The organism is Bradyrhizobium sp. CCBAU 51753 (assembly GCF_015291565.1).
GTDB lineage: Bacteria > Pseudomonadota > Alphaproteobacteria > Rhizobiales > Xanthobacteraceae > Bradyrhizobium > Bradyrhizobium ivorense.
Map to the genome: position 1 here is coordinate 9019226 of NZ_CP030037.1, position 12097 is coordinate 9031322.

The 12097-nt window shown below is 65.6% G+C and carries 9 protein-coding genes; 1 reads left to right on the forward strand and 8 read right to left on the reverse strand.

Annotation, left to right across the window (positions count from 1 at the left end; translation table 11 throughout):
- Positions 1 to 229: 229 nt before the first annotated feature.
- The 5 genes from XH93_RS41365 to XH93_RS41385 all read right to left on the reverse strand — a co-directional run bounded on the left by XH93_RS41365 (position 230) and on the right by XH93_RS41385 (position 4695).
- The gene (locus XH93_RS41365; protein ID WP_194471855.1) at positions 230 to 1030 is read right to left on the reverse strand and encodes a hypothetical protein; all 801 of its coding nucleotides are present in this window, start codon (positions 1028 to 1030) and stop codon (positions 230 to 232) included.
- Between the two features lie 185 nt (positions 1031 to 1215).
- Positions 1216 to 1725 (reverse strand): OsmC family protein, encoded by a 510-nt coding sequence (locus XH93_RS41370; RefSeq protein WP_139864966.1) that lies wholly within the window; start codon positions 1723 to 1725, stop codon positions 1216 to 1218.
- Between the two features lie 156 nt (positions 1726 to 1881).
- Positions 1882 to 2667, reverse strand: a complete 786-nt coding sequence (locus XH93_RS41375; RefSeq protein ID WP_194471856.1) for an ABC transporter ATP-binding protein — start codon at positions 2665 to 2667, stop codon at positions 1882 to 1884.
- Entirely contained in the window at positions 2667 to 3503 is an 837-nt protein-coding gene (locus XH93_RS41380; RefSeq protein WP_194475539.1) for an ABC transporter permease, read from the reverse strand. The genes XH93_RS41375 and XH93_RS41380 overlap by 1 nt, the downstream gene beginning before the upstream one ends.
- A gap of 217 nt (positions 3504 to 3720) precedes the next feature.
- On the reverse strand, positions 3721 to 4695 hold the full coding sequence (locus XH93_RS41385; RefSeq protein WP_194471857.1) for an aliphatic sulfonate ABC transporter substrate-binding protein: 975 nt from the start codon (positions 4693 to 4695) through the stop codon (positions 3721 to 3723).
- Positions 4696 to 4893: 198 nt separating this feature from the next.
- On the opposite strand from XH93_RS41385, the gene XH93_RS41390 reads away from it, so the two are divergent.
- A complete protein-coding gene (locus XH93_RS41390) occupies positions 4894 to 7686 on the forward strand; it encodes a [protein-PII] uridylyltransferase (protein ID WP_194471858.1) in 2793 nt (930 codons plus the stop codon).
- Between the two features lie 259 nt (positions 7687 to 7945).
- On the opposite strand, the gene XH93_RS41395 is transcribed toward XH93_RS41390, so the two are convergent.
- The 3 genes from XH93_RS41395 to XH93_RS41405 form a co-directional block, all read right to left on the reverse strand.
- Entirely contained in the window at positions 7946 to 9892 is a 1947-nt protein-coding gene (locus XH93_RS41395; protein ID WP_194471859.1) for a glycosyltransferase, read from the reverse strand.
- A complete protein-coding gene (locus XH93_RS41400; RefSeq protein WP_194471860.1) occupies positions 9889 to 11244 on the reverse strand; it encodes an HlyD family secretion protein in 1356 nt (451 codons plus the stop codon). The genes XH93_RS41395 and XH93_RS41400 overlap by 4 nt, the downstream gene beginning before the upstream one ends.
- Before the next feature lie 328 nt (positions 11245 to 11572).
- On the reverse strand, positions 11573 to 11833 hold the full coding sequence (locus tag XH93_RS41405) for a hypothetical protein (protein WP_194471861.1): 261 nt from the start codon (positions 11831 to 11833) through the stop codon (positions 11573 to 11575).
- Between the last annotated feature and the right edge of the window lie 264 nt (positions 11834 to 12097).

Sequence of the window (12097 nt, forward strand, 5' to 3'; positions counted from 1 at the left end):
CCCGTAGCCCGGATGCAGCGCAGCGAAATCCGGGGCGGCTCTCTCCGTTGCACGATCGCCCCGGATTGCGCTGCGCTGCATCCGGGCTACGCACCTCTCTCCACCGTCATTGCGAGCCAACGGGTCGCGCGAACGCGCGCCCGATGACAGGCTCCGCGAAGCAACCCATCGTTCCACATGCGCGGAGAGATGGATTGCTTCGGCGCTGCGCTCCTCGCAATGACGGTGGTTAGATCCGGGCCTTTTTCCTTCGCCCCATCCACCACAGCGCCAGATTCCACACGATGCAGGTGGCGAGCGCGCAGCTCAGCCCGATCGCGGAGCCGAATTGCAGCACTGCGACATGCAGCACGGCGACGCCGAGGCCGAAGCCGAGCAGCCCCCAGGCGCTGTTGGCGAGCACGGCGGCGGTCGCGGGGCCGCCGATGCGCGGATGCAGGATCAGCATCATCGAGGAGAACACGATCGGGAACAGCGCCATCACGCCGGTGACGCGCGGGCCGACCCAGCTCGACGCGGTGACCACGGTGCCGACCAGGCTCGCGACCAGCGCGGCGCGCAGCGGGATGTCGTACCAGCGCCGGGCGATCAGCGGCATTTTCGCGACGTGCCGATAGGGCTTGAGCAGCGGGATGCAGATCGCGAAGGTGATGGCGTTGAGGATCAGTCCGCCGGCAAGCGACCATGCGAACTGGCGCACGACGGTGGCGAGCACCAGCCACAAGGCGATCGCAGCGCCTGCGCTGATCCACATGCTGAAGCGCTGCGCCAGCACAGCATAGGTCAAGCCCATCAGGATCGTCGCCGCGTTGACCGGCAGGCTCGACAGCGCGCCCTCGGCGACGAAGGCCGCGTCGTGGTCGAGCGCGAGGAAGGTGTAGGACGGTCCCGCCGAGATCGGCAGGGTCGCGATCAGCGCCCCGATCACCGGCCCCGACCGCTCCGTGATGATCGACGCGCTGACCACGAACGCCGCCGCAACGGCCATCCGCAGCACGAGGAGCAGGAGGAAGTGGAGTTCGGGGGACATTTCTTGTTTTTCTTACCCTCCCCTGGAGGAGGAGGGTCGGCTCACATTGAGCGAAGCGAGATGGGAGGCGGGGTGGGGTGATCTCTCCATTCGGGCACCGATCGGGTGGAGAGACTTTCACCCCACCCCGTCTCCCATCTCGCGATGCGAGACGACCCTCCCCCTCCAGGGGAGGGTGAAAGCGCCTACACCCGCGCCATCGTCACCGTCACCTTCGGGCCGTTCTTGATGGTCTGATAGACCACGCAATAACGCTCGGTCAGCTTCAGCAGCAGATCCAGCTTGTCCTGCGGCGCGTCGGTGCCGATCTCGAAGCGGAGGCGGATTTCGCGGAAGCCGACCGGGGTCTCCTTGTCGACGCCGAGCGTGCCGCGGAAATCGAGATCGCCCTCGGCGAACACATTGCCGACCTTGAGCGGCACCTCGATCGCGGTGGCGACCGATTTCAGGGTGACGCCGGCGCAGGCGACCAGCGCCTCCAGCAGCATGTCGCCGGAGCAGAGCTCGAGTCCGGAGCCGCCGGTAGCGGGGTGGAGGCCGGCTATCGCCAGCGCGCGTCCGGTTTCGACCTTGCAGGAGATGCTCTCGCTGTCGGTCGAGCCCTTGGCTTTCAGCGTGATCACGGCGGCGGAGGGATCGGTCTTGTAGCGCTCCTTGATCGGAGCCTGCATTGCGCGGAGTTCGGCGGCGTCCATGGTTCTTCTCCCGGCGGTTCTTGAGATCATCATACGATTGCAAGGAATCGCATGATGATCTCATCTTTTTTGTTTGAGCATGATCTCCTCGGAAAACCGGCCTCCACTTTTCCGGATCATGCTCTAATGCCGATGTAAGACCTTATCGGGGGGATGTCACCACCACATCGCCTCGCCGGCGTTGGATTTGTCGGCGGTATCGCGCACCGCACGGTCCAGCGAGCGGTCGAGCGCGGTCAGCACGCGGCGCTTGAAATTGTCGAACAGCTCGGATTTGCGGTCGCGCGGCCGCGCCAGGTTGATGGTGATCTCCTGAAACAGCCGGCCCGGCCGCGGCCGCATCACCAGCACCCGGTCGGCCAGCACCACGGCCTCGTCGACATCGTGGGTGACCAGGATCAGGGTCGGCCGCGTGTCGGCCCAGAGATCGAGCAAATGATCCTGCAGATCGCGGCGGGTGAAGGCATCGAGCGCCGAAAACGGCTCGTCGAGCAGCAGCACCTCGGGCTGCGGCACCAGCGCGCGCGCGATCGCCACCCGCTGCGCCTGCCCGCCGGAGAGCTCGCGCGGCCAGGCATTGGCCTTATCAGCGAGACCGACGCGGGCCAGCGCCGCGGCGATCCGCTCGCGCCTGACCTCGGCGGGGAGATCGGCGAGGCCGAAGCCGATATTGTCGGCGACGGTGAGCCACGGCAGCAGCCGCGGCTCCTGAAAGATGATCCCGATCTTGGCATGCGGCGAGGTGATCACGGCGTTGTCGAGGATCACCGCGCCCGAGGTGGCGCGGTCGAGCCCGGCGACGGCGCGCAGCAGCGTCGACTTGCCGCAACCGGAACCGCCGATGATGGCGATGATCTCGCCAAGCTGGATCTCCGCCGAGAAGCGCTCCAGCGCGTGGACGCCGTTGGGATAGGTCTTGCCGACGTCCTTCAGCGCCAGCATCAGACCCCTCCCCGCGCGCCGAATGCATCCTGCCAGCGCAACAGCGGCGCAGCGGCGACCTCGATCAGCCAGTCGGTCAGCTTGCCGAGAATGGCAAAGATCACGATCGCGGCGAGGATCTGCGCCGGCTTGCCGAGCTGCTGGCCGTCGAGCAGGAGATAGCCGAGGCCCTCCGAGGCGCCGATCAGTTCAGCCGCGACCACGAACATCCACCCCAAGCCAAGACCGACCCGCAGCGCCACCACATAGGCCGGCAGCACCGCGGGCAGCAGGATGCGGCGGATCATCGCCGGGCCGGACAGGCGGAAGACGCGGCCGACCTCGACGATCTTGCGATCGACCGAGAGGATCGCGCCCATCACCCCGAGATAGATCGGAAAGAACACCCCGACCGCGATCAGCACGATCTTCGAGGTCTCAAAGATGCCGAGCCAGAGCACGAACAGCGGCACCCAGGCCAGCGAGGGGATCGCGCGCATCGCCTGCACGGTCGGATCGAGCAGCCGGCGGGCGAAGCTCCAGTAACCGGAGATGGCGCCGAGAATCGTGCCGGCGATGACGCCGAGCGCAAATCCCGCGCCGACCCGCCACAAGGTCGCGAGGATATGACGCGTCAGCTCGCCGCTTTTGCCGAGCTCGACGATGGTCTCGAGCACCTTTGAGGGCGGCGGCACCAGGCGGCCGTTGGAATAGCCGAGATCAACGACGAGTTCCCACCCGAGCGCACACGCCACCGGCAGCACCAGCCCGAGCGCCGGCCGCGCATAGCGCGACCATCGCGCCGACGCTGCTCGCGGCGCGGCCGTCTGTTCCAGCACGGGCAGGTCAACGGTCATGGCCATAGCAAGAACTATTCTTCGCGCGGGATTGCAAGGTGGCTCGGGCTGGCATTCCTCTTCCTTCTCCCCTTGTGGGAGAAGGTGGCGCGGACGTAGTCCGCGACGGATGAGGGGTTGGCTCCGCTTGCGAGAGTTTGCCGTGGGGAAAGAACCCCTCACCCGGCTTCGCTTCGCGAAGCCACCCTCTCCCACAAGGGGAGAGGGTGCAGCGTTACTAATTCGTCGGCAGCGGGACCTGATCGTCGATCAACGCATCCAGTGCCGCCTTCACGTCGGTCTTGGCATCGATCACGCCGGCCTGCTGCAGCGCCAGGCCCGCGGCGAGGATGGACTCCCGCTGCGGCGCGCCGATCCGGCTGTGGGTCAGCTCGGTGCGTTCCTTGAGCTGCTTGTCGACCACAGCATCCGGCAGCCTGGTCACCGCAATGAAGGTCTTCTTCAGCTCGTCGTAATTCGCCAGCGAATATTTTCGCGCCTCTTCGTAAGTGGCGAGCACGCGGCGGACGATGTCCGGGTGATCCTTCAGGAACTCTTCGCGCACATTGAGGATGCCCCAGGTGTTGGCATCGGCCTTGCGGTAGAACAGTTTTGCGCCGTCCTCGATCTCGGCCTGCGCCATCATCGGGTCGAGGCCGGCCCAGGCGTCGACGTCGCCGCGGATCAGCGCGGTCTTGCCGTCGGCGTGCTGCAAGAGCACCGGCATGATGTCCTTTTCGGTGAGGCCGGCGCCGAGCAGCGCGCGAACCAGGAAGATGTGCGGATCGGTGCCGCGGGTCACCGCGACGCGCTTGCCCTTAAGGTCGGCGACCGAGGCAATCTTGGAGTCCTTGCCGGTCACCAGCGCAGTCCATTCCGGGCGCGAATAGACGTAGACCGATTTGATCGGATTGCCGTTGATCCTGGCGACCAGCGCGGCCGAGCCCGCGGTCGAGCCGAGATCGATCGATCCGGCATTGAGGAATTCGAGCGCCTTGTTGGAGCCGGCCGACTGCACCCAGACGACGCTGATGCCGTCCTTGGCGAATTCCTTCTCCAGCAGGCCCTTCTGCTTGAGCACCAGCGACACCGGATTGTAGGTCGCCCAGTCGATCCGGATCTCCTTCAGCGCATCGGCGGCAAAGGCCACGCCGGGAAACAGGGCGGAGACCGCGAACAGCGCGGCAGCGGCGCGCCGGGAAAATATCTGCATCCGTCGATCTCCTCGATGTGAATAAGAAACCGTCTTTTAATTCAACTACTTAGGCTTGCGGTCAACGAGAAAATCTCTACCCTTTGTCTGACGGTGCGAGAACGATCTTGCTCGAAGCACCGCTGATACAGCATGGAGCCGCTGTCCTCATACTTTGGTCAGTGACAGCAACGGCTCCGTCCGATATCGGATGGACGTATGGACAGCATCGTAGCCGAGGTCCGCGCTGAAGCGGATGATCGTTTCGAGACCGCGCGGATCACCGCGGCGGTCAATGCGCTCGCCGAACAGCATGCCGGCCGCGAGGATCAGTTCCGCGCCGCGATGGCGCAACTGCTCAAGGCCGAACTGATTGCGGCGCGCGCCAAGGCGCAGGCGCTGTTGCTGAAAGATCGTCATGGCCGGCGCTGCGCCGAGCGGCTCTGCTTCGTGCAGGACGAGATCATCCGCATCCTCTATGCGGCGGCGACCAAGCATCTCTACCACTCGCCGATCCCCTCGGGCGCCGAGCGCATGGCAGTGGTTGCGACCGGCGGCTATGGCCGCGGGCTGATGGCGCCGGAGTCCGACATCGATCTGTTGTTCATCCTGCCCTACAAGCAGACCGCGTGGGGCGAGCAGGTCGCCGAAGCGATCCTCTATTGCCTCTGGGACATGGGGCTGAAGGTCGGCCACGCCACCCGCTCGGTCGACGAATCGATCCGCCAGGCGCGCGGCGACATGACGATCCGCACCGCGATCCTGGAGACCCGCTTCCTGACCGGCGACCAGCCGCTCTATGACGAACTGGTCGAGCGCTTCGACAAGGAGGTGGTGCAGGGCACCGCGTCCGAATTCGTCACCGCCAAGCTTGCCGAACGCGAGGAGCGGCACCGCCGGGCCGGCCAGTCGCGCTATCTGGTCGAGCCCAACGTCAAGGACGGCAAGGGCGGACTGCGCGACCTGCACACGCTGTTCTGGATCGCGAAATACGTCTACCGCGTGCGCGAGACCGACGAACTGCTGGAGCGCGGCGTGTTCGACGCCCAGGAGTACCGCACCTTCCGCCGCTGCGCCGATTTCCTCTGGTCGGTGCGCTGCAACCTGCACTTCTTCGCCGGCCGCGCCGAGGAGCGGCTGTCGTTCGACATGCAGCGCGAGATCGCGGTGCGACTCGGCTACACCTCGCATCCGGGCATGCAGGACGTCGAGCGCTTCATGAAGCACTACTTCCTGATCGCGAAAGACGTCGGCGACCTCACCGCGATCCTGTGCGCCAAGCTCGAGGAGGAGCAGAAGAAGCCGGCGCCGGTGCTGAGCCGCATGGTGGCACGCTTCCGCCCCTCGACCAAGCGGCGGCGGGTGCCTGAAAGCGACGACTTCATCGTCGACAACAACCGCATCAACCTCGCCGCGCCCGACGTGTTCAAGCAGGATCCGGTCAATCTGATCAGGATCTTCCGGCTCGCGCAGAAGAACAGCCTCGCCTTCCATCCCGACGCAATGCGCACGGTGACGCGCTCGCTCAAGCTGATCAACACGCCGCTGCGCGAGGACGAGGAAGCCAACCGCCTGTTCATGGAGATTCTGACCTCCGACAACGCCGAGACCGTGCTGCGGCGGATGAACGAGACCGGTGTGCTCGGCCACTTCATTCGCGCCTTCGGCAAGATCGTGTCGATGATGCAGTTCAACATGTACCACCACTACACGGTGGACGAGCACCTGATCCGCTGCATCGGCTTCCTGCAGGACATTGAGCGCGGCGGCAACGAGGAGTTCACGGTCGCCAGCGACCTGTTCCGCAAGATCCGGCCCGAGCACCGCGCGGTGCTCTACATCGCAACGCTGCTGCACGACGTCGCCAAGGGCCGGCCCGAGGACCATTCGATCGCCGGCGCCCGGGTGGCGCGGCGGCTGTGCCCGCGGCTCGGCTTCTCGCCTGCCGACACCGAGCTGGTGGCCTGGCTGATCGAGGAGCATCTGACGATGTCGACGGTGGCGCAGTCGCGCGACCTGTCCGACCGCAAGACGATCGAGAATTTTGCCGCCGTGGTGCAATCGGTCGAGCAGATGAAGCTGCTGACGATCCTCACCACCGCCGACATCCGCGGCGTCGGCCCGGGTGTCTGGAACGGCTGGAAGGCGCAGCTGATCCGCACGCTGTATTACGAGACCGAGCCGGTGCTGACCGGCGGCTTCTCGGAAGTGAACCGCGCCCAGCGCATCGCGGTGGCGCAGGCCGAATTCCGCGCCGCCTTCACCGAATGGCCGGAAGCCGAGCTCAACGCCTATATCGGCCGGCATTACCCGGCCTATTGGCTCAAGGTGGAGCTGCCGCGAAAAATCCGCCAGGCGCGCTTCATCCGCGCCAGCGAGCAGGCCGGGCACAAGCTCGCGATCAATGTCGGCTTCGACGAGCTGCGCAGCGTCACCGAGCTGACGATTCTTGCCACCGACCATCCCTGGCTGCTGTCGATCATCGCCGGCGCCTGCGCCTCGGCCGGCGCCAACATCGTCGACGCCCAGATCTACACCACGACCGACGGCCGCGCGCTCGACACCATCTCGATCTCGCGGGAATACGACCGCGACGAGGACGAGGGCCGCCGCGCGACAAGAATCGGCGAGATGATCGAGCACGTGCTGGAGGGCAAGCTCCGCCTGCCGGAGGCGGTGGCGAAGCGCACCGTGCGCAGCAAGGCGCGGCCGTTCGTTGTCGAGCCGGAGGTGACCATCAACAACCAGTGGTCCGACCGCTACACCGTGATCGAGGTGTCCGGCCTCGACCGGCCCGGCCTGCTCTACCAGCTCACCACGGCGATCTCAAAACTCAACCTCAACATCGCCTCCGCCCATGTCGCGACCTTCGGCGAGCGCGCCCGCGACGTATTCTACGTCACCGATTTGCTCGGCGCCCAGATCACCGCGCCGACCCGCCAGGCCGCGATCAAGAGCGCGCTGTTGCATCTGCTCGCGAGCGAGGACCAGGCGGCGAAGCCGGCGGCGTAGGAAGTTTACCTCGCCCCGCCTGCGGCAGCGGCAGGGGTGCGGTGCCAAAAATGTCGAAAAACAACCCCATGCAAAGTAGCTCGCCGGTATTCTGCAACCGCAATTTTTCGACCGGGCGACTGTCCGTAGCGGGTGACTTGACGCGTCGGGCAAGTCAGGGGTAATCTTCCAATATTCCGAAATCGCGCAAGCGCCCGCTCGCCCTTCGGCCCGCGCCAATGGCATTTGCGCGCTTCTGGTGACACCTCGCTCTTCTGCCCTAGCCGAACAGCCGCATCAGCAGCGCCCTGCCGACGGGCGCGGCGCGCACGCCCTGAAAGGCGCTGACATACTCGCCGGCATAGAACGCACGCACGACGTTGACCCGCGTTGCGACCGCGTCCTCGAAGCGGACACCGAAGCCGTTGCCGGTATGCCGAACTACGACCGCCACCACGCTCTGGCCGTAGACGTTGCATTTGATCGGCGTCCCGATCGTTGGCGGGGCGGGATCGATGAAGCGGGCGCCGGTGATCGAGATGTCGGCGAGGCGGACCAGCCGCGACGCGGCGCCTTGCTGGATCAGCACCGGCTCGTCGCGTTCGAAGCGCTCCGCCTTGCGGCGCCGCGGCTGCTCGATGCAGATGAAGCAGACGATCGCCAGCACCACGCAATTGTACAGGCTCCAGGCCAGCGCCAGCCCGCCATAGGCGATGCTTTCACCGCGCAGGTGCAGAATGAACGCATAGGCGATCGCGAACAGGGTGATCAGCAGGGCGGCGCCATAGATCCGCAGCAGCGGCCATTCGATGAAGCGGCGGTTGCGATCGCCGCCCTTGGCCGTCACCTTGAACTTGTGTCCCTGTGGCCGGGCGAGGCCCGTCGCGACGGCCTTCAGCACCGCGGGCATTGCGATGTATTGCGAGACGTCGGTCATGATGGCGAGCGAGCGGCCGCGCGAGATCCACGCCATCGTGAAGGCATGCCAGACGTAGAACGGCAGGAAATATTTCAGGAGCTCCGGCAGATCGGCGTAGACCGCCTTGATGCCGAACAGGAGAAACAGCCATGGCACGACGAGGCCGAACGCCTTGGTGCCGTAGACCGCCGCCCAGCTCATGAAGGCATCGACGAGGGACAGCCGGTCGATGAAGTCGAGCCTGGATTGCAGAGAGAACGGTCCGCTGCGGCCCCTGAAAATCTGCATGAAGCCGAGGCACCAGCGCCCGCGCTGTGTGATGTACTCCTTGAGCCCTTCGGGCGCGAGGCCGAGTGTCAGGCGTTCGTTCAGATAGACCGTGCGCAGGCCCTGTTCCTTCAGCCGCAGCGTGACGAGATAGTCCTCGGTCACCGAGTCTGTCGGGAAGCCGCCGATCCGCTCCAGGCCGGAAGAGCGGATCAAGGATGACGTGCCGCAGCAGAAAGCTGTGCCCCAGGCATCCTTGGCCGGCATCAGGATGTCGAAGAAGAACCGCTGCTCGTCCGGCCAAACGTCGGTCGCGGCGAGATTGGACTGGATCGGATCCGGATTGATGAAGTGCTGCGGCGTCTGCACGACGCCGACGCCATCGTCCTGCATCAGGCTCATGGCCCGGGTCAGGAACTCCGGCATCGGCACGAAGTCGGCGTCGAGAATCGAGACGAACTCCGGCTTGTCCCTCAGGTCCGCGACATGGCGGAGCGCATGATTGATGTTGCCGGCCTTGGCGTGGCGGTTGTCGGGACGGGTCAAGTAGTGGCAGCCGAGTTCCTCGACGAGGCGCCGCAGCCAGAGCCGGCGTCCGTCGTCGAGCACCCAGACTCGGTAATTGGGGTAATTGATTCCGGTCGCGCCGATGATCGTGCGCTCCAGGATCGCCTTCTCCTCATTGTACGTGCAGATGAAAACGTCGACGAGCGGCGCAGGCGCGGCAACGCGCGGGCGGCGAAGGATGGCATTGACCTCGGGCGAGCGGTCGATGGTCCGGCTGAGGAACAGCAGGGACAGGCACACCGCGATCAGCGAGGCGCCCTCCGCCAGCATGAAGGGATAGCCGACGATCGCGTCGGCCGTGAGCCCCGGTGGAGGCAAGGTATGGGTCACGCGCCAGACGAAATAGCGGAGCAGCAGCGCGACCGACATGGTGGCCATCGCGGCGCGAGCCAGCGAGCTCTCGCGCTTGAGCAACGGCAGTAGTGCAAGACAGGCGCCGAAGGCGACCAGCCCGGGTGCAAGGGCCGCCATCATGACTTTGCCGCGCCCTCGTTGAACACCACCCGCCCGGTGCGGCCCACGGCGCAATCCTTGCCCGTGCTGTCGAGCGCCGGCATCGAGACCGTGACCCGATAGGGCTCCTTGTTCAGCGCATCGGGATTGATGGCAAGATTCGCGGGCGCGCCAGATGAACCAGTGAGGTTGACGATCACGCCCTGGATTGCGGCGCTACCGTCGTTCGGCTCGAAGCTCGCGGGATCGCCAAGCTTGAGGCGGTTATAGACGCTTTCGGTGACATTCGCGGTGACCACCTCGCCGCTGCAATCGAGCACCTTGAGCAGCGGCTGCCCGGCCCTGACATCCTCGCCCGGCGAGGTCATCATCTCCCAGATCCGTCCATTGATCGGCGCCCTGATGTCGGCCTCGGCCCGATTGATGTAGTGGATCTGCTCGACCGCGATCTCGTGGGTCAGCCAGGCGATTTCCGCATCGGCATGCGCGAGATCGGCGCGCAAATCGCTGACGCGCTGGCGCATCTCCTCCTCGCGCTGCACCGAGCTCGGCCGGTCATTGTAGCTGTCGCCGAGATAGGTGCCGTTCTTCACCGCGGTGAGCTCGACCTTCGCCGCGTCGAGCCGGCGGCGGGCACCAATCTCGGTCTGCTGCGCGATCGCCTGCTCGCGCGTCAGCCGCGCCAGTTCCACAGTCGACACGCTGCCCGATCTGACCAGCGACGAGGCGCGCTCGACCGCCGCCGTCGCCTCTTCGCGCCGCGCCGCCGCAGCCTCGATCGCCGACTGGATTTCGGCGATCCGCGCCTCGAGCTGAAGGGTGCGGCCGTCACGGAACTGGCCCGCCTGGCGCGCGAGATCCTGCTGCGCGGCCTCGGCGGCGGCGAGCTTGGCGGCCAGGCTCGGGCGCTCGTTTTCCAGCCGCGACACCTGGCGCCTGAGATCATCGAGCCGGATGCGATCGCCGCGCGCGTTGACGACGTGAAGGATCACGTCGCCCTCGCTGAGTGTGCTGAGATACGTAGGATTGGACGGCTTTGCGCTCACCGTGCCGTCGATCGGCGAACGAAGTGTCACGATCCTGGCGTTGACCACCGCCTCGACGCTCGAGATCTGCAGGATCGCCTTGAGCGGCATCCAGCCGAACACGGCGACGATGGCCAGGCCGACGGCCACCTTGAGGGTGCGGCGGACCATCCGGCCGGATCCCGCAGGCGTTTCGGGATGGGGGGCGCTATCGCTGACCGGTTCGTCGTGTGCCGGCTGCAGCCGGTCCTGCAAATCGCGCTGCAATCCTCGCGCGCCCTCGGCTTCAACCTTGGTGACGGAAACATTGTCCTCGGGAAGCGGCTTGTGCTGCTGTGCCTGATTCATGACAACCGGCCCTGAACTGTCGCTGCGCGAACCAACGCACAATTCTAGCGAGCGACGCCGCTGCCGAATCGGTCCAACGATCAGGTGCTTCAGGATGGGCTAAAGGGAACCCGGAATCTTTCGAAAAAAATGCTGCAAATTTGCGAAGGCCAACCGCAGCGCGGAGCGCCGCAGGGACTGAGCCCGGAATCCATCAGGGCCGGGGCTAGACGGGGAATGGATTCCGGGCTCTCACGGAGGCTGTTATCGGACCCGTCTTGCGCGGTCAGGCGTGAGCGGCCCAGCGCCTCGGTCCCGGCAGCCTGCCGGACCTAAAATCCGGGGCGGCCTACGCCCGCGGATCCAACACGTCGAAGTGTGGCTCCAGCGCCGCCAGGCTCGCGCCAACCAAGGCCAGGTAGCTGGCCTGACAGAGCACCACGCCCAGATCGAAGACGTCGAGCAGATCGATCCAGGGGTTGTCGGCCGGCACGCTCGCCGTCTGCTTGCCGCCGTCGATCACGTGGAAGCTGCGGTCGCCTGGTTGACGCCTTACCTCGCGTTCGACATCGTCGGAGCAAAGGATCAAATGCAGGGGAGCGCTCGGCATTTTCAACCTCCAGATCTCTGATCGGCGACTGCTGAATTCGGTACGCCTCTACTGCTCTCGAGTTACCCAGTGAGCGTAGTCGCCGGGAAGCAATGGGCCATTGAACGGAGGTTGATCCGGCCGTTACATTCGGATGGGGACGACATACTTTGGTTTGACCGCAACCTGAACCTGAGCGCGTCAGACGATTTCGCTTTCCGCGCGATCCGGCGCCTCGCCCCGCGGATTGCCGAAGGCCCGCATGATCTCGTCCCGACGGCGAGA